The sequence below is a fragment of the Paenibacillus sp. 01T443 genome, assembly GCF_056398325.1.
The window spans coordinates 100137-120260 of sequence record NZ_JBFTPE010000015.1 but is presented as its reverse complement, the minus strand read 5'-3'; the positions used below and the strand labels follow the sequence as shown (position 1 = coordinate 120260).

Sequence of the window (20124 nt, the reverse complement as noted above, 5' to 3'; positions counted from 1 at the left end):
CGGCGGAATTATGATATTTTCTCTTATTAGTTAATTCGAGTGCAAACTTGTAAAGAAAGAAGGCGTATCTAAATGACATTTCCATTCAAGCTGTCCCTTAACTCCTCGACGCTGTTTCCTTATAAGCTTGGCGTTGAAGAGCAAATCTCCGTCGCCGCGGAAGCCGGATATGCCGGCATCGAGCTGTGGGTGCGCGACATTGAAACGTATCTGGAAGCCGGAGGCAGGCTGTCAGAGCTGCGTCGCCGGATCGAAGGATCAGGCGTTTCCGTAGTGAACGCAATCGCCTTCTGGACGTGGGCTGACTCGGATTCGTCGGCCCGCAGCACTGGCTTCGAGCACGCTAAACGAGAGCTGGAGCTGCTCGCCGAGCTGGGCTGCGCTGCCGCAGCGGCTCCGCCGTTCGGCAGCGTCGCAAGCGTGTCACTCGACGATATGGCTGAGCAGTTCGCGAAGCTAGCAGAGCTGTCGCGCGGCATCGGCGTCGAGCCGTATCTCGAGTTCTGGGGCCGGGCAAGCAAGCTGAACCGGCTGAGCGAAGCGGTGTACGTCGCGATGCAGAGCGGCGTCAAGGACGCCAAGCTGCTGCTTGATCCGTTCCATATGTACACGGGCGGCAGCGACTTTGAAGGGATCGGTTTCCTGAACGGCGACCGAATTGGGATCGTACATGTGAACGATTATCCGGCGGAACCGGCACGCGCCGTAATCGCCGACAAAGACCGGGTTTTCCCGGGTGAGGGCATTGCCCCGTCCAGACGCATCGCACAACTGCTGCATGCCTCTGGTTATGAGGAATATTTATCGCTGGAGCTGTTCATCGAAGATTTCGGCGGACGGTCTGCGCTTGAGATTGCAAAGCTTGGACTGGAGAAGGCTAAAGCTGCTTATTCGGTCCATACTGCCGGTTAAGCCGATGGCGAAGGGAAGCAGGACGACTGCCCATTTAACTCTATTTGCGCTGACTTGGCCAATCTTCGTAGAGTCCGCGCTGCAGATGTTCCTGCGTGTCTCCGACACGTTCATGCTAAGCAGAGTGTCGGACGAGGCGGTCGCTGCCGTCGGCGTAGCGAACCAGATTATTATGTTCGGCGTGCTTCTGTTCAACGTCATCGCGGTAGGGTCGGCGGTCGTCATCACCCAATACCTTGGCGCGCGGCGCAATCAGGAGATCGGTCGTCTGGCATCGGCATCGGTGGCGATCAATTTTTTGTTCGGCATTCTCATAAGCGCGTTAATCGTCAGCTTCAGCGTTCCGCTTCTGAACATTTTTATCCTGGACCAGGAAGTGTTCGAAATCGGACAGAGCTTCCTCCAAATTGCCGGAGCGGCGCTTGTCATTCAAGGCGTGTTGACCGTCGTGACGGCCATTATCCAGTCGCACGGATTTACACGGCATACGATGGTGGTCACCATCGGCATGAATGTGCTGAATTTGCTCGGCAACTACTTGGTTATCTACGGGCCGTTCGGCTTTCCGAAGCTTGGCGTGACCGGCGTTGCTTGCTCCACTGCAATCGCCCAGCTGATCGGCTTGGCCGTCAATGTTATTATTCTGCGCAAGGTAGTCGGCGTTCATATTACCTGGGCGCATATGACGCACTGGACGAAGGAGCATGTCGATAAGGTGCTGCGCATCGGCTTGCCTTCATCGGTTAACAACTGCTCGTATTCCGCAAGCCAGTTCGTAACGACCGCGCTCATCGCAACATTGGGGACGGAGGCGCTCACAACGCGGGTCTATACGATGAATCTCGTGTTTCTTGTTATGATTCTGGCGATTTCCATCGGCCGGGGCGGGCAGATCATCATAGGACATATGATTGGGGCCGGAGAGCGGGAGGAGGCCTATCGGGCCGTCTATCGCCATCTGCGCGCAAGCATGATGATTACGCTTGGCGCCGCGGCCGTCATCGCGATATTCCGCGTGCCGCTTCTGGGGCTGTTTACGGATGATGAGTCGATCATCAAAATGGGGGCCACGCTTCTGCTGCTCGGATTGCTGCTTGAGCCGGGCCGCAACTTCAACATCATTATCGAACGGTCGCTTGCAGCCGCGGGAGATGCGAGGTTCGCCATGATCGGAGCCGTATCCGTCAGTTGGCTGTTCAGTGTTCCGATGGCGTATTTGCTCGGCATTCATTTGGGCTTCGGCCTGCTTGGCTTTTGGGCCGCGTTTATTATGGACGAATGGCTGCGCGGATTGATCCTGTTATTGCGAGTGCGCTGGCGAAGCAAAGAGATTAGTTTAATAACAGGGACTCCGAACTAATTCGGAGATGTGTAACCTATAAATACGAACTATTTAAGTTTATTTTGAGGTAAGCTTTATTGAAGTTCGTATTTAATTGATACTATACAATACAGCATCAACGATGAACCAACAATATGATCATGTACTTTGCAGGAACTTATTTTTAAAATTGCTAGGTAATCAGTTATATAATGTGTAACAATGTATAAATGTCGGAAGTCAAAAACATTGTCCCATTAAAGGTCGCGAAAATCGCGGCTTTTTTCAGTTATGTGATCAAGTTCTTGACTTCCGACATCAGCTTTAGATATAAGGGTTTTATAACTAATTAAGTAAAGCCCACCAGGGCTTGCTCTATAAGGCGAAGAGGGGCGGGCGTTTTTGATCACGTAAGTGGAGCGGGGTACAATAAACAGTAAAGAAAACCTATTAGAACAGGAGGCCTGTTTCTTTGCATAAGATCATGATCGTGGAAGACGACCCCAAAATAGCCGAGCTCCTTGGATCTCATATTGATAAGTATGGGGATGAGAACATTCTGGTGAAAGATTTCGAGAATGTTCTGGATTTGTTCAAGCAAATTGATCCCCATCTTGTTCTCATTGATATTAATCTCCCCAGTTATGACGGCTATTATTGGTGCAGGCAGATCCGTTCCGTCTCCACTTGTCCCATCATCTGCATTTCCGCGAGAAGCGGTACCATGGATCAGATAAGGGCGCTCGAACACGGGGCAGATGATTACATCACCAAACCATTTTCTTACGAAATGGTCATTGCCAAGATTCGCAGCCAACTGCGGCGGGTCTATGGAGACTATGCGCCCAAGACGGAGGAGCGGCAGGTAAAGCTGGAGGGGCTTGTACTGTATCCGGAGCGGTTGGAGCTTAGACTGGACTCCCTGAGCGTAATGCTGACCAAAAAAGAGGCCGTTTTGCTCGAATTGCTGCTTGTCCGCAGTCCGCGCCTGGTGAGCAGAGAAATTATTTTGGAGAAGCTGTGGGATGATCAGACCTATGTGGACGAGAATACGCTCAGCGTCAATATTACCCGCACACGCAAGAAGCTGCAGGAGCTGGGCATCGTCGATGCGCTGGAGACGGTTCGGGGCGCAGGCTACCGATTGTTGCCGATATGGAAGGATGAGACTAGATGAAGCTGTTTCTGCGGTCRCACTTCTTGCTCATCGGATTTTTACTTGTACAATTGGCCGTGGTCCTGATGGTATTCTGGTTTGACGGCTACAATCATCTGCGCATCGCCTTGTATGCCGCCTTTCTGGGCATCATGATTATGTCTGTCTATCTGACCGTTCAGTATTTCACGCATCGCGATTTCTATAGACGATTGTCAGCGCCGAGCGCGGATATCTTCGATACGCCGGGACAGGCTGGTTCCACAGCCTTAACCTGTGCACTGGATGAACTGCTGGATCACCACTACCGAAAGTCCCGGCAGCAGTTGAGGAACTGGGAAAGCGAGCAGGTGGAACGCCTTGAATTTATGAATCAATGGATTCACCAGATGAAGACTCCTCTGTCTGTTATTGAGCTGCTGACCCAGGAATCTGACAACGAGGAAATGGACAGTATATCTGAAGAGGCCGAACGGATAAGGAAAGGTCTGGAGATGGTCCTGTACATGTCCCGGCTGGAGACGTTTGAACAGGACTTCCATGTGGAACAAGTGGAGCTTTACAAGACGGTAGACGAAGTGGTGACGGATTATAAACGTCTGTTTATCCGAAGTCAGGTTTATCCGGAGAACCTTGTGGACGCCGGATTAACCGTGGAAACAGACGCCAAATGGCTCCGCTTCATCCTGCAGCAGCTGTTATCCAATGCCATTAAGTTTTCTGCGGGCAGCCACCAAACCGTGAGGATTTCGGCCTTCAAGTCTGACCGATCCATCGTTCTCGAGGTCAAAGACAGCGGGGTGGGAATTCCGAAACAGGATATCGGCCGGGTATTTCGGCCCTTTTTTACCGGAGAGAACGGCAGAAGCTTTAAGGAATCAACAGGAATGGGCCTCTATCTGGTCCAAAAGGTTGTGCAAAAGCTGAATCACCAAATTCATATGGAATCGGAAGCGGGAACGGGCACCACGGTGTATCTTACCTTTCCTTATGCTTCGGACTAGCGGATGAATACGATAAACGTATTCATCTTTTTTTTGTCATCTTACAAGAATGTAAGTTTAGTGAAAGACTTAACGATACTTTGCAAGAGAATACTGATATAGACTTGAGACACATCGAGAAAGGAGAATGCCTTTATGGAAGTGCTTCATGTGAAGGAGCTCAGCAAGATTTATAAGGGGAAAGTAAGCCACGAGGCTCTTACAGATATTGATCTAACGATAGGTAAGGGAGAAATTGTAGGGGTGATGGGGCCTTCAGGCAGCGGAAAGACGACGCTCTTAAACGTCATCTCGACTATTGATTCCCCGACTACGGGAAGCGTATGGATTGAAGGAGAGCAGCCGCTTCTGCTGGATGCGGAGCGACTGGCGCTGTTCCGCCGCCGCAAGCTCGGCTTTGTCTTTCAGTTCTTTAACCTACTGAATACTTTGACTGTCGCGGAGAACATGGCGCTGCCACTTGCCCTCGACGGAGTTGATCCCGATGAGATTGGAGAACGGGTCGAACAGATGGCGAAGAAGCTAGGAATTCAGTCCATCTTAAACAACCGCACCTACGAAATCTCAGGCGGGCAGGCACAACGGACGGCGGTCGGCCGTGCGCTGATCCACAGGCCGGCGCTGATTCTGGCCGACGAACCAACGGGCAACCTGGATTCCAAGGCCGCCCGGGATGTTATGGGTTTGCTGACCGAACTGAACAAAAAACAAGACACGACCATGATGCTCGTCACCCATGACGCCATGGCGGCAAGCTATTGCGATCGGGTCATTTTCATTAAAGACGGCAAGCTCTATAACGAAATTCATACGGGAGAGAACCGTACCGTATTTTATCAAAATATTATCAATGTGCTGTCGCTGTTGGGAGGACACCGGTATGACCTTTCGTAAGCTCGCCTTCCATAACGTTTTTCGCAACAAACGTTTGTATATCGGCCATTTTTTGAGCAGCGCGTTTTCGGTCATGATTTTCTTTACTTATGCCCTGCTCTTGTTTCATCCTCAGCTTCAAGGGGAACTGGCGTCAACCAGTGCAGCGATCAGCGACTTGACCAAGAAGGGCTTTACGACATCTCAGATACTCATTTTTGTATTCTCGTTTCTGTTTCTGCTTTATTCAGTCGGCTCATTTCTGAAGATGCGCAAGAAGGAATTCGGCATTCTGATGATCCATGGGCTTTCTCCCAAACAGCAAATCCGGATGGTCATTAAGGAGAATATGGTGATCGGGATTATCTCAATTGCCGCAGGTATTGCGGTCGGCCTTGTGTTCTCCAAGCTGATCCTGTTGATCAGCGCTAGCATGCTGGCCATTGAGAGTGGCTTAGACTTCTATTTTCCGTCGAAAGCTATCGGTCTGACCGCCGTTGTATATTTGTTGCTGTTTCTGCTCATTTCCTTATTCACTTCCCGTTTGGTCAAAACCAAAGAACTTGTGGAGCTGCTAAAGGCGGAGGATAAGCCGAAGCCGGAACCGAGAGCGTCCAAAGGGTTGTCGGGGCTGGCAGTTTTGCTATTAGCATCCGGTTACGGGCTTGCCTTTTACTTTTTCCTCGAGAGCGATTTTTCATTCCCTCTGCTGCTTTTGGTTGCCGCCTTATCGGTGACGGGCACTTATTTTCTGTTCACCCAGCTCAGCGTGTATGGGATTGGGGCCTTGAGGGGGAAGCGCCGGTTCTTCTTCAAAAAGACGAATATCATTACACTGTCCGAGCTGGCGTACCGGATGAAAGACAATGCGACGATGTTTTTTATGGTAACCATCATTTCGGCTGTCGCGTTTACGGGAATGGCAACCACGATAGCTTATGGCGATCCAAGCCTGTCGGAGTCGACCAACCCGTTTGCATTTCGCTACTATTCCAGTTCTGGAAACGAACGGAAGGTAGAGCGCCAGCACCTTAAACTCATTGAGGCGGAGCTGACCCAAGCAGGCTTCTCTTACCGGACCGGCAGCTATTCCAGTAAAAATACCGAGCTCGGCCTAACCGTGATTCGCCTGAGCGATTACAACAGTCTACTCAAGGCACTCGGTTATCCCGTTGCTACCTTGGACAGTGATAAGCAGGCGATCGCCGTCCCTACAACAGGTCCGACTACCGAGATCGATGTGCTGGCTGGTGATGTTGATGAAAAGCTGCAAATCGTAAAACACATGCCTCATTTGTTGGCGCCTTTTCTAGGAAGTGCCGCTATCGTGACGACCGACGCACTGTATGACCGTCTTCCTCTGCAGGACGGGGAGACAGGAGAGGGACGGCGATTCGTCTTTCAGGTAGACAATTGGCCGGATACAAGGGAGGTCGCAATCAAGCTGAAAGAAGCGTTTCCACAGCAGATTAACCAGCTAATTCTATTCTCTTTAGAGACGCCGCTTGTTCTGGAATGGCTCGAATTCAAGCAGCAGAACGGCCTTATTCTGATCATAAGCGTACTGGTGGGAATCGTGTTTTTCACCTTCGCAGCAAGCTTTCTCTATCTGCGGCTCTTTACGGATCTGGAGCGGGACCGGGCTCAGTATCAGATGATCGCCAAGGTTGGTCTGAGCCGCAAAGAGCTGGGCAGGATCGTCACCCGCCAGCTGTCGGTTTTGTTTTTCGTACCGCTGCTAATGGCCCTCACTCATAGTACGGTGGCACTTATCGCGCTGGAGCAGCGGGTGGACTTTCCCGTCTTAAAGGGAGCGGCTACCATCTTCATATCGTTCACACTCGTGCAGATCGTGTATTTTCTGGTGGCCCGCTGGCGTTATTTAAATCATATGGTGAATGGGCAGCTGAGGGAATAGTCACCATCTATAAGAAAGGGGGAGAAGATCGTTATGAAAAAAGGGACTATACTGTTGGTCGCGCTAATAAGCATTGTGCTTCTCGGGGCTTGTTCCAAGTCTGACAAAATAGATGCTCCGAGAAACGGTTTGCTGCTGGTGGGGGAGAAAAAGGAGCTTGAATCTGTGATCCAGGAGCATGGGAACGAGATCAAGGAGATGCATACGTACACCGTTAAAGAGGCAAAAGTTAAGTTAGACCGTGAAGGGGGGACACTGATTCTGAATCAGACAATTGCTGAAGAAATGGTGAGCCTGGGGCTGTTCAGAGAAGCTCGCAATACGGACGACATTTACGTTTCCGATCCGCTGCCGGCGCTGCCGAAAATCGAGAAAGGAAAGGGAATGCTCTCCGCTATTAGCAAGTACAAGGATTTATCCAGTGTCGATATCGGAGGACGGACGTTGCCAGTACACTACGAAACCAACAGCTGGCTTGGTTATACCCGTTATATAGAGCACAGATTTATTATTATCGTAGATGATGAGACCTTCGGGCAGCTTACGACAGCCCAGGATAAGACGATGACGATCGTACGGTTTAATAAGGATTATGGTCAACTTACGGATGTTGAAGATAACGGCGTCGAAGCTGTCCAGAGCAATACAGATTGGTACAGAGTAACTAAAAAGATGGAGAAACGTGTTCAATATTTATGGCCGATTTCCTTCAAAGGTAGTAAAGAAGGATAAGAGTAGGCTGTACCGAACTCTTGTTTCAAACAACTAGGGATAAGAACACCGGAAAGCGTTAATATGTGCCAATATTAATCTTCCTCTAATAATTGTCCTCTATAATCAGTTTATCTTTTGCCAACTGAGAATAGAGGTGACATCATGGAAAATATGCAAGCGGAAATGGAAGGGCAAGCGCCTCGGCCGGAGGTTCGTCAGAAAAAAGAGCGGATCGAAGAAGTGACGCTGCTTCGCGCGTTTGCCTTTTTGGCGGTGGCGCTTCAGCACTGCATTGCGGAGTATATTTATCGGCCCGACATCCTGCCGGCTGACTCGATCATGCTGGCGATGCTGTTTCATTTCACCCGGTTCGGGACACCGACGTTCGTATTTCTGTCCGGTCTGATTTTGTTTTACAATTACAGCGGGAAGCTGCATTACCGTTCGTTTATCAGAAAAAGGTTCGGCGATATTTTTATTCCTTTTATAAGCTGGACGATCATTTACTGGATAGCGGTGGAAGGGGTAATCGGCGGAAAGCTCATGCAGCCATCGGCTTGGACGAGTATCTTTCAGCAGCTGATCAAGCCGACATACGGCTACCATCTGTGGTTTATCCTTATGATTTTTCAGTTTTATTTGTTATTCCCGTTGTTTTCCCGGATGGTCGGAACAATCCGATCACGGCTGCGGCCTAATTCGGAAGATGAATTATTTCCTAAGGTTGCGGGGATATYCCTGGCGCTTGGTCTGCTGCATGGAGCGCTGATGTGGCTRTCCTACTATAAAATGCCTGACTGGGCCGCTTCCGTAGGCGGTTTTTGGGCGGAGYTGATCGCGAACCGTTCCTATTATTTTGCCATGTACTTATTTTACTTCCTGATGGGGAGCGTATGCGCCTTCGGCTTGAACCGGTTTCGGAAGTTCGTAGGAGATGTTATGGGCTGGACGATGATTGCGTTCATCGGGGCATATATTTGGCTCGGCTATGATGTTTTGCGCTTCTCATCGGAGCGGATCAATTTGAATCTTTCCACCTATTTGAAGCCTTCTACTTTTGCGATTATCGTCTCCCAGCTGCTTTTGCTGTACGGAACCGCGCTGCTGCTGCAGAAAAGGAAAGGCGCGCTTTACCGCATCCTGCTGTTTATCGGACGGCATTCGTTCGGCGGTTTTCTGGCTCACGCGTTTGTGCTCATGCTGGCGAGCGGGGTAACACGGCCCCTGCATCTCACCGGGTATCATCTGCCGGCGGCGTTGATTACATTTATATTGGTTGCAGCAGGAGCGATCGGATTAGCCAGTTTACTGGAAAAGCTGCCGTTCGGACGATGGCTGATCGGCCCAACGGGCCGACGAAAGCCGAAGGCGTCTGAGGCAAGCCGTTCTGTTATGCAAAACAAACGCCGGCTGAATTTGGAGAAATAGTCAAATGTTGAAGGGACGTCACTTCGTGATGTCCCTTTTTTGACGATATTAAATCTGTTACTTTCTTACTATTAAGTGTGATTTTTGCTGGATGCTCATCTTGTGGGAAAAGATAATGACTGGTAAAATACGGTTAGACCGAAAGGAGGACTCCAATGGATCAGATTCCGAACGAGCCGCATAATCAATATTATCAACCGATGCAGCAGCTGCCGAAAACAAATAGTAAATCGATTGTGGCGCTTGTTCTTGGTATTCTCGCTATAGTTGTGCCCTATCTTGGATTTTTTATCGGTATTGTTTCTATCGTGTATGCAAGTTTATCTTTTAAGGAAATCAAAAAAAACGGTGAACAAGGCCGCGGCTTGGCGATTGCCGGACTTGTATGCGGAATTATTGGTACTGCTTTCTATGCCATTATTTTACTAATCGCCATAATTGCTTTAATCTTTCTTGGAAGCACCGGTACAGATCTGAATTATTCATCGATCTAGCCAACTTATTAGAACGGCGGACCGGCCAGATAGACACTTTTAAAAAATGTGCCCGTCTGACCGGTCTTTTGCATTCATACGGAAGGTCCAAACGACTCGTTGAGTTGAGCGACGGTTTTAAATTTCTTCCAGTCCGCATGAGCGCTCTGTACTCTTTTCCAAAATTAGTCCCTGTCTAGGCTCAATAATCCATTTTTAATGAAATACTGGGAGAGTGACGAGAGATGAACAGTAGAGAAAGATTTTCGAACCGGGTCGATTCATATTTGAAGTACCGCCCGAGCTATCCGAAAGAGGCTGTTGATTATTTGTACGACTTCGTCGGTTTACGTTCGAACAGTAAAATAGCAGACATCGGTTCCGGTACAGGGATCTTTTCAAAGTTACTTCTGGAACGCGGAAGCAATGTGATCGCGGTCGAGCCGAATCAGGCAATGCGGGTAGCCGTCGAGCAAATGTTAGAAAGCAATCCGAACTTTCAGACTATATCAGGTTCTGCAGAATCTACTGGATTACCTGATCAGTCGGTTGAGTTTATTGTCTGCGCACAAGCGTTTCATTGGTTTGATCGCTTAGCAGCGCAAACCGAGTTCCGTAGAATTCTACAGCCGGGTGGGAGAGTAATACTAATCTGGAATTCCCGTCTTACAAACGGTACTTCATTTCGTGAAGAGTACGATCAACTGCTTCATACATACGGAACCGACTACGAAAAAGTCAATCATAAAAATATTTCTCAGACGATGCTTCTCTCTTTTTTCAAGGAAGGTACGATGCGTGAAGTGCGATTCAGAATGAGTCAGGAGTTCGATTTCGAGGGCTTGAGAGGCCGGTTGCTATCATCTTCCTACAGCCCTGAGCCCGGGCAACCGAATTACAATCCGATGATGACGGAACTGCGAAATTTATTTGATAGGAATAATCAGGATGGTTTTGTTCTATTCGATTATGAAACTGAGATATTTTGGGGAGAAGTATAGATCAAGCTTCGATTATAGAGAATCATTATTCTAACGGGTAACGTTAGTTGAATCAGCAAAGCGGCAGCCTAGGACTTTATTTACGAGTCCAAGGCTGCCGCTACTTATTTTTAGAACCTAGCGCTTGGAGTGATAATCCGTATGGGATCAACACCATGAATTTAAAGGTGAATTTCCTCATTCTGATTCATATCGATTTTAGTCAATTTCACCTGCTGCATTACGATATCTTTCGTTTCTGAAGCTGTCTTGCAGCCATTTGACCTTTTGATTCAAGGCCAAGCTTCTGACGGTTGAGCAGCGGATACTCATAAAGCGGTCCTTCATAAACAATTTGAAATTGAGGCTGCTTTAGAATATCGTTAGGCGTGACCAGCGACGATGGACGGTCCCACATCTGAATTCCGCTTAAACGCATCGTTTCTGCGACGAATTGTGAGCAAAAATAGGAATGGACGGGATGTAGGTCCAGCTCAAACAGCACCCCGATCAGACCTATTAAATTATAACGGTAAAGATGCTTATCTTTTTCAAAATTGCGAATAATACGTATCAGTTCAGCTTTCTGCTCTGCCGTTACAGCTAGCCGCAGCAGCGCGCAGCGCGTACCTGGAAAGTGGCGGAAGGTTCCATCATACACATCCTCCCTGACAAAGCCGGCAACTAATGGGTTATTTGCTTTTTTTCGACCGAAGCTAAACACATCTTGCAGCTCCTCATCCAGCACGATGGATGCGTGATTATACGGTGCGCTGGTAAATCCTTTAATCAGTCTCGTAAACAAAGTACCTGTATCAGTAAGCAAAATATAGATGCTCTCGGTCATTCCGTTATCGATATTAGACTGTCTCATGCTGTACACCTCTCATTCTCAGGGCTGATTGTATCGTTTACAGTAGCCTATCGATGACTAATACCTTGTGTAATTTGAGTATAGTGAATGCAGTAACATTGATCAATACTATTGTTTCTATTATTATAATAGCAAATGACTATTATAAGGAGACCAGTCGATGGATAGCCGCCATATTCAATATTTTTTGGCTGTATGCGAGCATCTTCACTTTACTAAAGCGGCCGAATATCTCGGTATCAGCCAGCCTACCCTAAGCCAGCAAATTCATGTGCTTGAAGGCGAACTCGGTATGCCGCTCTTCGATCGAATCGGCAAAAAAATTATGTTGACGGAAGCCGGCGAGCTGCTGCGGTTACACGGCGGGAAAATGATTCAAGCGGAAAAAGACGCTAAAAACGCGATTTTTGAACTGTTTGCGGGAGAAAGAGGCAGCATCCGCCTAGGTGTTTTTCCTTCGGATTTGGATTTCCAGCTCGTCCCGTTGTTAATTTATTTTCACCAAAAATATCCCAAAATCCAGCTTCAAGCCTTATCCACGATCCACGTTCAAGAAGAGGTTCTGAGCAACAACGTAGATATCGGCATCGGTTTAAAAAGCCCTCCCGACACAAGACTTGTGCAAGAGCCGCTCGGATCAGAGCCCTACAATTTGCTTGTTAACCGTACAAATCCTCTTGCCGACAAAACACAAATTGAGCTTCTGGATTTAGAGCATATTCCGCTTGTCATGTATCCTGTTGGCTTTCTGGGCCGGGATCTGGTGGAGGATGCTTGTAGAGAACATGGTTTTTCGCTAACTACTGTCATGGAAACAAGCACGGCAACCTCGCTGCTGCAGCTCGTTCGTGCTGGAATTGGGGGAACTGTACAGCCCGAGCACCTGATCAGAGGACTACCTGACAACTCAGACCTCGTATCCATTCCGATTGTTGGGCACACGCCATTCCGTCATCTGGTACTTGTCTACCGTTCTGACCGCTTTATTAGCCACGCACAGAAGGAGCTGGCAGCGCGGCTCGCTGCTTTCTTTCTCAAGGAGGAGGGCCATTAAACACATATGACCCGCATGAAAGGCACTTTTTGATGAATAGTCCTTCTTGCGGGTCAAAGTTAAGTAAAACGCTAAAGATTTTTATATGAGTTAACAAGGTAAATTGCTTACTTTTAATGCCAGAGAAATCTGGCTTATTTGTGTTGTTGCGATGTTGCTCCTTAGTGGCAGAATAGCGGAACAATTATAGTGGTATGCTTTTAATTGGGGTATGTTAACAGTGCATACATTTATGGTGGATATTAATAATTCATTCATTAAGAAATAAATCATATTCTCATTTTTAATTACTTCATCTCATCTTTACATCATCTAAATTTAATCTTGATATGCTTTCCGTACAATAAAGAAGGAATGAAAAGAAGCTACTAGGATTCCTCCTATAGAATACCGCGAAACAGGAGCACCAGAATGAAAACCATTTTGCTCGTAGAAGACGAAGAAATACTACGTGAAATTAGTAAAGATTACTTTTTAAGCGAAGGATATGAGGTGATTGAAGCGGCCGACGGAAAGGCGGCTCTTATGATGTTTCAAGAGCATGAAGTGGATCTAATTGTTCTCGACATTATGCTGCCGGGGTTAGATGGATGGTCGGTTTGCCGCCGAATTCGAAAAGTCTCAAACGTCCCGATCATAATGCTGACTGCACGCGTCGATGAAGATGATACGCTGCTCGGATTTGAGCTAGGAGCTGACGATTATGTGACGAAACCTTTTAGCCCGCTGGTGCTCCTTGCGAGAGCGAAGCGTCTGCTCGAAAGCCGCAACCGAATCGGCAAATTGACGAAGCCTGAGGACTCCTTAGGCATAAATGGAATCAAGGTTCATTTTCCATCGCGAACCGTCACGATTGAAGGGAATGTAGTTAATTTCACACATACCGAATTCGAAATTCTCACTTACCTCATGGAGAATCAGGGTATTGTGATTACGCGAGAGCAACTGATCACAAAAATATGGGGCTATGAGTATTCAGGAGATGATCGCACGGTGAATACTCATATCCGCAACTTGCGCACGAAGCTCGGAGATAAGGCGACAAAGATCGTCACTGTCGTTCGGACAGGCTATAAGTTCGAGGCCAATGGATGAAAAACTCCATTGTACTAAAATTGTTCATCCTGACAACAACCTTATGTATGCTCATATTAGCGACCATCTACATTGGACAGACGATTTTTTTCAAAGAGTATTATGCGAACCGGAAAGTAAACGACTTACAAGCTAAGATGGAGACCTTTAAGTCGGAATATAGGAGTGCCGGGGGTAATTCGCGCACCATTCAGACTCTCGAGCAAGATYTTTACCGGAATAACAACGCATCGATTACAAGCCTCGATCATAATGGTAACTTGAAGTATATGAATGATTTTTACGTGGAATTCAAATTGCTAAAACCTGTAACAAAAGCGGAGGAAAAGGAGCGAATTAAGGTTCCTCTCTATAACGTCATGAGCATGGAGGGAGCCACTTCAGGCCAACCGTTGCTTACGATTGGCGACGATTTATTATTTAGCGGGATAAAGAACAACTCCATGTTAATTCCAATCGCGCTGCAACAACAGTCGGGGGGTGTCATATACTCTAACGAACTATTCATGCGACAATCTTTCGTCGGCAGCGAGAAACAGTTAAAATATAAAACGAAGAAGGAATGGATCACCTCCAATAAATCGTCAGTTGTCACTCTTTTTGGAGAAATCACTGACATCCGGCTTCCAAAAAGCGGAGGATCATCGGATTTTATCTATTCCAATAAGCTGTTCCTAGAACAAATCAACTCATTTCAAGCGAAGCTGCTGTTTAATGAAATCCAAAAGACGGAATCGCTATCCATACAAGATTACGAGCTAAATAACGTGAAGTACAAGGTGTTCATACTGCCGATACATTTTGACAATGGTACAACAAACTACATCTTCGCCATGGCATCGCTGCAGCCGGTAGACGAAGCCGTACAGATGGTGAAGGACTACTACGTCTATATCGTGTTGTTTGTCATTGTGCTCATTCTGTTTGCGTCGCTCTACTTTTCCATAAAAATCGCAAGGCCATTACTAAAGATCAATCAAACAACGAAAAAAATAGCAAATCTCGATTTCTCAGAAAAGATTACTGTTCATTCTAAGGACGAAATCGGGGACCTGTCGCATAATATTAATCAATTGTCTGCTACGCTGCATTCTTACATCGGCAAGCTGCGGGAAGATATCGAAAAAGAAAAGCAGCTTGAACGCACGAGAAAAGAATTCATCTCAGGCGTATCCCACGAGTTGAAAACGCCGTTGAGTGTCATGAAGAGCTGCATTTCGATTCTTAAGGATGGTGTGGCCGTGCAGAAGAAGGACTATTACTTCGAAGCGATGGAGAAAGAAGTCGACAAGATGGACCTTCTGATTGTAGATATGCTCGAGCTTGCGAAATACGAGTCCGGCACGTACAAGATGCAGATGGACGAGTTCTATATCGACAAGTCGATCGAATCCATCTGTGGGCAGTTGGCACCCGAAATTAGCGGTAAACATTTGCGGTTAAGCGTTCAACTTATACCACTCGAAGTCATTGCAAATCAACACCGTATCGAACAAGTCATCACGAATTTCATGACGAACGCAATTCGATACACACCGGAGAACCAAGAAATCATTATCTCGACGATCGAGGAAACGAATCAAGCCGTGGTTTGTATAGAAAACAAAGGAGCTCATATCCCTGAGGAGCAACTGGATAAAGTTTGGGATCGGTTCTATCGGGGAGATATGTCACGGCAGCGATCCGATGGGGGAACTGGGCTTGGCCTCGCCATCTCCAAAAATATATTAGAGCTGCACGGAGTCGAATACGGCGTAGCCAATACGAAGGATGGCGTCGTTTTTTACTTTAGCCTGAAAAAGAAAAGATAATACGATTTTGTCTTTAACCGCTTGCTAAGAAGGTGAACTTCGCCTCCTTGACGAGTGGTTTTTTTATGGGCATAAATCTTTATCTCATCTTAATATTAGCTCCATTTCGTCTTAATAGGTTCTAATTATGATGTGCTTATGAAAAAAACAACGAAATATTTAACACTAGCAGTCGTCGGAGTCGTATTGTCAACAGGTCTTTTCCAAATTCTCTCTGAAGGAGCGACAAAAATAGGTGCGGTCCAAATAGAGACCATTATAACAAATAATGAGGTGAACTYGCCTTTGAACGGAAAAACAATCGTTCTCGATCCCGGCCATGGAGGAAAGGATGTAGGTTCCACTGGCAGTCTAGGGACGTATGAGAAAGATGTCACGCTGCTCACAGCGCTAAACGTGAGAAGAGAATTAGTCAAACAAGGTGCAACTGTTGTCATGACGAGAGAAGCCGATACTACTATCTCACTGGAAGCAAGAACGGAATTGGCGCTGGCCAAGAACGCTGATTTGTTCATTAGCATCCACTTCGATGCCTTCCAAACCAATGATGTATACGGGATGACGACTTACTATAACAAACCACAGGATCAGGAGATAGCTTGGCAGATACATGACCAATTATTCAAACAGGGCATTGATACGAAGGATAGAGGTGTAAAGCTCGGCGATTATCATGTAATTCGTGAAAACACGAAGCCCGCTATTCTGTTAGAGCTCGGATACATTTCAAATAAGAACGAAGAAGCGAGAATGCAATCCAAATTGTTTCAAGACCAAATTTCGATGGCGATCGTCAGTGGCGTTATGTCGCTGCACAATAAATGGATTATATAAAAAGGAACGTTTACTAGACAGTTTGCCTGTAAATGTTCCTTTTTTATGAATATAGATCATTTAATGATCTTCGCTGCGCTAGCAGAAAGCATTTTAAAGAAGGTTCAATTCCGCTGAAGTGAACAAAAAGTTAATACGTAATAAGATGACAAAGTATCTAAACCCTTTGACTTTTTGTATTTAGTACAATATCATAAGTAGTAAGTAGTAAGTAGTAAGTAGTAAGTAGTAAGTGGTAAGTGGTAAGTTAAAAGTCTTCGAAAGGGTGATACTACCATGTTAAAAAATTTATCAATTCCCCAAGAGTTTGTCTTACTTGCATTAGATCGTGAAACCAATAAATTAAAGTCTATTTTTCGTATGCATGTTGCCTTGTATACAATAATGGCTTGTATAGTGGAACTTTCTATAAATGGCAACGTTACATTTGAAGGCGATGATACTGTCAGAATTTCTAACTCAGCATCCACAGGTGAAAAATATCTTGACAGATTACTCGAAATTATGACTGCTGAGAAACCTAAGAAGCTAAAGGAGTGGGTTTCTTACTTTTATTATAGACAAAGAGAAATTTATAAAATGGTTGTAGAAAGCCTTGTAGATAAAGGAGTTCTAGAGATTGAAAATACGGAAGTTTTATTTGTTGTTCCAGTAAAAAAATATTCGGATGTAGCAAATACAAGGAACCACATCGTAGAGAAAATTCGAGCTGAGTTATTAGAACATGGGAATGTAGAAGAACATACATTAGCCTTAGTGTTATTTTTAAACATTAAAAATATGCTAAACGATTATTTTTCTGATTACGAACAAAAAACTTTAAAGCAAAAACTAGAGATATTGCGTAAAGAGGACATTAATAAAAAAATTAGAACGATTGATAAAGCTATCCAAAATATTGAATCTGGATTATAGCTTCAAGTGTTGCAGCAACATAAGGGAGAAAAATATGGGAAGAAAAAGAAGTTTAGATAAAATTTTATCATCAGAGTATGTGAGTATCAGTGAGTTAGTAGAACTTTCTGGAGTTCGATACAGTACCATTAAATATTACACGGAAGAGGATATGATCTCATTTGAGCAAGAGGATATAAGACTGACAAGAAGATACCCACGTGAATTAGCACTAAAGCGACTTGAGGAAATTCGTGTAATGAAAGAAGAAGAAGGATTGACTATAAAACAAATTAAAGAAAAATTATAATTAATCCCTGCTGCTGTGAGCGTCTTCCCTGACGAGCTTTATCAAGCGTCGGAGAGCTGGACGAAGAAGGCGTATCCTAAGCTTATTCATTACAACAAGGTCAAAAAGGGCGGACATTTCGCGGCGTGGGAACAGCCGGAAATTTTCGTTGAAGAACTCCGCGCGGCGTTCAAGTCTGTACGCTAATTGGAGTCAGATGGGATGACAGGCTGCCGAAATTCGGCAGCCTGTCGAGTTTATGGGCAGAGCATGTTAGCGCGTGAAACACTTTTACCATTTAATGCTTGATGAGGTGGACGCTTCTATGATAAAGGGCGGAATTGAAAAAACAGGTAAGCTACGCTGGAAGACAAACCCTAAGTGAAGAACATTATAAAGTGGTAAGAACATTAACTTCATTAAAGACCGCGTGTATTGCGGCTTTTTTGATTAGGCTTAGACAGTCACCTTTCCATAGAGGTGGCTTTTTTTATTCTTAAAACAATGACATGAATTTGCTAAGAATGTCTTATATGTATCTTAAAGTCGTATACTTATCCTTAAGCTATCACCAGCTTAGAGGAGGCAGCCGCGGCAGCCGGCCAAATACGATTGGCTGCCTTTTTTGTTGAGCTAACGTGCAGAGTAGCTCAGTTGGTCGTGGAATTCCTTTGGTGCTTAACGTATAGTAAAATTAAGTGTTTTCAAATATAGGGGGATTCTAGCGCGGTGTACGAAATAGTGTTTTTTGATGTTGATGGTACTTTATACAGTGAAGTAGATAGAGGTATCCCTGAAAGTACAAAAGTGGCTATTAAGAGGCTTCATGAAGAAGGTATTAAGGTCGTAGTTGCAACAGGGAGACCACATAATTTGTGCGAAGAACTAATTGCACTAGGCATTGATACTTTAATATCATCAAATGGAGCACTTGTTAAAACCCAATGTGATGTTATTTATAAGTCAGTACTTTCTCCAGCGACTGTTCGTGAACTATCAAGTTTTGCCGAGTTAAACGGACACAGTATTTCTTATTTTACAGATTCGATTTCAATGAATGGTATCGGAGAAGAAGAAGAACGTGTTAGAACTGCACTAGTAGAGACCCTTGCTCTTAGCGATTATCCGAACAAATTAGACATACTCCCAGAAGAGATTTACTGTATGTGTTTGTACGCTGATGAGAGTGAAGCAATAAAATTTATTGATAACTTTCCGCAACTTCAGTTTGTACGTTTCCATAGTTATGTAATGAACATCCTTGAAACTCAAGTGGTCTCTAAATCGGAAGCAATCAAAAAAGTACTGGATTATTACAAGATTGACGTTTGCAATTCTATCGCTTTTGGTGATGGTGGAAATGACTTGGATATGGTAGAGTTCGTTGGCCTTGGTATTGCTATGGGCAACGGTGAGGAACGTCTTAAACAAAAGGCAGATTTCGTTACCAAAAAAGCAAGTGAAGATGGCATATACTATGCCTTAACAAAATTTGGCGTTATTTGATACTGAAGGCTCCATCATTGAACTAAAGGGTAACGATAGTTGAATAACACTCTGGGATGAGCAGGCGCTGCGGTGGTCTGCTCATTTTATTAAGCTAACAGGCAGTCACTCGTAACAACGCATTCGTTCAAAATTGTGGTATTATCTAGTAAATGGTTTAGGAGAGTGTTTCCATGGATGATAGCGTTGAAATCGTAAAAAAATTTTATGATGAAACCGTACATTACGAATGGGACCGGTTGGACCGCCATAAAGTGGAGTTTGAACTTAGCAAACGCTACATGAACCGTTACATTAAGCCGAACGACATCGTATTAGACCTCGGAGGCGGTCCAGGGAAATATTCACTCTACCTCTCTGAGCTTGGCTGCGATGTAACACTTGCCGACCTTTCACAAAACAACGTAGATTTTGCGATGAATAAGGCACAAGAACTTGAGCTTCCTCTTAATTCCATTTGCGTAGATAGCCGTGATTTATCAGCTTTTGAAGATGGATATTTTGACCACTTGTTATGCATGGGACCGATGTATCATCTAAAAGAAGAGAACGACAGGGTAAAAACGATAAACGAATGTTTGAAAAAACTAAAACCAAATGGAACTCTTTTCGTGGCATTCGTCTCGTCTTTTTCATTCGTTTGGGATTATCTCATCAGCAATCCAGGTATGATTCTCACGGATGAAAGAAAATCAGAACTCAATATTATTCTTGACGATGTGAATTTTTCTGGACATGGATTTACGGATAATTTTTTTATACGTCCAAAGGATGTACTTCCATTTTTCGAAAAATTTGAACTTAAAAAACTACATTTGGTTAATTGCGAAAGCTTTTTATATTTGCGTGAGCCGGAACTTCTTAAGCAATCACCTGAAGTAATAACAGCTTGGTTGGACTTGGCAGAGCAAGTATGTGAACGTGAGGACCTAATGAGTTTAGCTGAACATTTCATGTATATTGGAAGAAAAAACAAAGATAAATGAAA

Annotated in this window: 19 protein-coding genes; 18 read left to right on the top strand and 1 reads right to left on the bottom strand. The window is 45.4% G+C overall.

The window, feature by feature from the left end:
- Positions 1 to 72: 72 nt before the first annotated feature.
- The 10 genes from AC1DLI_RS24975 (at position 73) to AC1DLI_RS24930 (ending at position 10800) form a co-directional block, all read left to right on the top strand.
- Positions 73 to 912, top strand: coding sequence for a sugar phosphate isomerase/epimerase family protein (locus AC1DLI_RS24975; protein WP_477607180.1), 840 nt, complete (start codon positions 73 to 75; stop codon positions 910 to 912).
- Positions 848 to 2272 carry an MATE family efflux transporter gene (locus AC1DLI_RS24970; protein ID WP_477607179.1) on the top strand — a complete coding sequence of 475 codons (1425 nt, stop codon included), beginning with the start codon at positions 848 to 850 and terminating at the stop codon, positions 2270 to 2272. Before AC1DLI_RS24975 ends, AC1DLI_RS24970 begins: the two co-directional genes overlap by 65 nt.
- A 433-nt stretch (positions 2273 to 2705) precedes the next feature.
- Positions 2706 to 3410 carry a response regulator gene (locus tag AC1DLI_RS24965; protein ID WP_477607178.1) on the top strand — a complete coding sequence of 235 codons (705 nt, stop codon included), beginning with the start codon at positions 2706 to 2708 and terminating at the stop codon, positions 3408 to 3410.
- Positions 3407 to 4393, top strand: a complete 987-nt coding sequence (locus AC1DLI_RS24960) for a sensor histidine kinase (protein WP_477607177.1) — start codon at positions 3407 to 3409, stop codon at positions 4391 to 4393. The genes AC1DLI_RS24965 and AC1DLI_RS24960 overlap by 4 nt, the downstream gene beginning before the upstream one ends.
- A gap of 135 nt (positions 4394 to 4528) precedes the next feature.
- Positions 4529 to 5287: an ABC transporter ATP-binding protein gene (locus AC1DLI_RS24955; protein WP_477607176.1), complete on the top strand. Its 759-nt coding sequence runs from the start codon at positions 4529 to 4531 to the stop codon at positions 5285 to 5287.
- Complete coding sequence (locus AC1DLI_RS24950) at positions 5274 to 7184, top strand: FtsX-like permease family protein (protein ID WP_477607175.1); 1911 nt, start codon at positions 5274 to 5276, stop codon at positions 7182 to 7184. Before AC1DLI_RS24955 ends, AC1DLI_RS24950 begins: the two co-directional genes overlap by 14 nt.
- Before the next feature lie 33 nt (positions 7185 to 7217).
- Positions 7218 to 7916, top strand: a complete 699-nt coding sequence (locus AC1DLI_RS24945; protein WP_477607174.1) for a lipoprotein BA_5634 family protein — start codon at positions 7218 to 7220, stop codon at positions 7914 to 7916.
- A 144-nt stretch (positions 7917 to 8060) separates the two neighbouring features.
- A complete protein-coding gene (locus tag AC1DLI_RS24940; RefSeq protein ID WP_477607173.1) occupies positions 8061 to 9326 on the top strand; it encodes an acyltransferase in 1266 nt (421 codons plus the stop codon).
- Between the two features lie 155 nt (positions 9327 to 9481).
- Positions 9482 to 9820, top strand: a complete 339-nt coding sequence (locus tag AC1DLI_RS24935; RefSeq protein WP_477607172.1) for a DUF4190 domain-containing protein — start codon at positions 9482 to 9484, stop codon at positions 9818 to 9820.
- 224 nt (positions 9821 to 10044) lie between these two features.
- Positions 10045 to 10800: a class I SAM-dependent methyltransferase gene (locus AC1DLI_RS24930; protein ID WP_477607171.1), complete on the top strand. Its 756-nt coding sequence runs from the start codon at positions 10045 to 10047 to the stop codon at positions 10798 to 10800.
- A 220-nt stretch (positions 10801 to 11020) separates the two neighbouring features.
- Here the strand turns inward: AC1DLI_RS24930 and AC1DLI_RS24925 are convergent, their stop codons facing one another.
- Positions 11021 to 11653, bottom strand: a complete 633-nt coding sequence (locus AC1DLI_RS24925; protein WP_477607170.1) for a hypothetical protein — start codon at positions 11651 to 11653, stop codon at positions 11021 to 11023.
- 160 nt (positions 11654 to 11813) lie between these two features.
- On the opposite strand from AC1DLI_RS24925, the gene AC1DLI_RS24920 reads away from it, so the two are divergent.
- The 8 genes from AC1DLI_RS24920 to AC1DLI_RS24885 all read left to right on the top strand — a co-directional run bounded on the left by AC1DLI_RS24920 (position 11814) and on the right by AC1DLI_RS24885 (position 20122).
- Positions 11814 to 12707 (top strand): LysR family transcriptional regulator, encoded by an 894-nt coding sequence (locus AC1DLI_RS24920; RefSeq protein WP_477607169.1) that lies wholly within the window; start codon positions 11814 to 11816, stop codon positions 12705 to 12707.
- A 411-nt stretch (positions 12708 to 13118) separates the two neighbouring features.
- On the top strand, positions 13119 to 13802 hold the full coding sequence (locus AC1DLI_RS24915) for a response regulator transcription factor (protein WP_477607168.1): 684 nt from the start codon (positions 13119 to 13121) through the stop codon (positions 13800 to 13802).
- Positions 13799 to 15613: a sensor histidine kinase gene (locus AC1DLI_RS24910; protein ID WP_477607167.1), complete on the top strand. Its 1815-nt coding sequence runs from the start codon at positions 13799 to 13801 to the stop codon at positions 15611 to 15613. Before AC1DLI_RS24915 ends, AC1DLI_RS24910 begins: the two co-directional genes overlap by 4 nt.
- A gap of 285 nt (positions 15614 to 15898) precedes the next feature.
- Complete coding sequence (locus tag AC1DLI_RS24905; RefSeq protein WP_477607166.1) at positions 15899 to 16447, top strand: N-acetylmuramoyl-L-alanine amidase family protein; 549 nt, start codon at positions 15899 to 15901, stop codon at positions 16445 to 16447.
- Positions 16448 to 16723: 276 nt separating this feature from the next.
- Entirely contained in the window at positions 16724 to 17362 is a 639-nt protein-coding gene (locus tag AC1DLI_RS24900) for a GOLPH3/VPS74 family protein (RefSeq protein WP_477607165.1), read from the top strand.
- Positions 17363 to 17396: 34 nt separating this feature from the next.
- Positions 17397 to 17651, top strand: a complete 255-nt coding sequence (locus AC1DLI_RS24895; RefSeq protein WP_477607164.1) for a MerR family transcriptional regulator — start codon at positions 17397 to 17399, stop codon at positions 17649 to 17651.
- Positions 17652 to 18359: 708 nt separating this feature from the next.
- Positions 18360 to 19136, top strand: a complete 777-nt coding sequence (locus tag AC1DLI_RS24890) for a Cof-type HAD-IIB family hydrolase (RefSeq protein ID WP_477607163.1) — start codon at positions 18360 to 18362, stop codon at positions 19134 to 19136.
- A 173-nt stretch (positions 19137 to 19309) separates the two neighbouring features.
- Entirely contained in the window at positions 19310 to 20122 is an 813-nt protein-coding gene (locus AC1DLI_RS24885; RefSeq protein WP_477607162.1) for a class I SAM-dependent methyltransferase, read from the top strand.
- Positions 20123 to 20124 lie beyond the last annotated feature (2 nt).

Excerpts from the sequence above, each read along its gene's own strand:
- AC1DLI_RS24900 (WP_477607165.1), top strand. The coding sequence starts at position 16,724 with ATGTTAAAAAATTTATCAATTCCCCAAGAGTTTGTCTTACTTGCATTA.
- AC1DLI_RS24930 (WP_477607171.1), top strand. The coding sequence starts at position 10,045 with ATGAACAGTAGAGAAAGATTTTCGAACCGGGTCGATTCATATTTGAAG.
- AC1DLI_RS24945 (WP_477607174.1), top strand. The coding sequence starts at position 7,218 with ATGAAAAAAGGGACTATACTGTTGGTCGCGCTAATAAGCATTGTGCTT.
- AC1DLI_RS24955 (WP_477607176.1), top strand. The coding sequence starts at position 4,529 with ATGGAAGTGCTTCATGTGAAGGAGCTCAGCAAGATTTATAAGGGGAAA.
- AC1DLI_RS24920 (WP_477607169.1), top strand. The coding sequence starts at position 11,814 with ATGGATAGCCGCCATATTCAATATTTTTTGGCTGTATGCGAGCATCTT.
- AC1DLI_RS24885 (WP_477607162.1), top strand. The coding sequence starts at position 19,310 with ATGGATGATAGCGTTGAAATCGTAAAAAAATTTTATGATGAAACCGTA.
- AC1DLI_RS24925 (WP_477607170.1), bottom strand. The coding sequence starts at position 11,653 with ATGAGACAGTCTAATATCGATAACGGAATGACCGAGAGCATCTATATT.
- AC1DLI_RS24950 (WP_477607175.1), top strand. The coding sequence starts at position 5,274 with ATGACCTTTCGTAAGCTCGCCTTCCATAACGTTTTTCGCAACAAACGT.
- AC1DLI_RS24915 (WP_477607168.1), top strand. The coding sequence starts at position 13,119 with ATGAAAACCATTTTGCTCGTAGAAGACGAAGAAATACTACGTGAAATT.
- AC1DLI_RS24895 (WP_477607164.1), top strand. The coding sequence starts at position 17,397 with ATGGGAAGAAAAAGAAGTTTAGATAAAATTTTATCATCAGAGTATGTG.
- AC1DLI_RS24935 (WP_477607172.1), top strand. The coding sequence starts at position 9,482 with ATGGATCAGATTCCGAACGAGCCGCATAATCAATATTATCAACCGATG.
- AC1DLI_RS24975 (WP_477607180.1), top strand. The coding sequence starts at position 73 with ATGACATTTCCATTCAAGCTGTCCCTTAACTCCTCGACGCTGTTTCCT.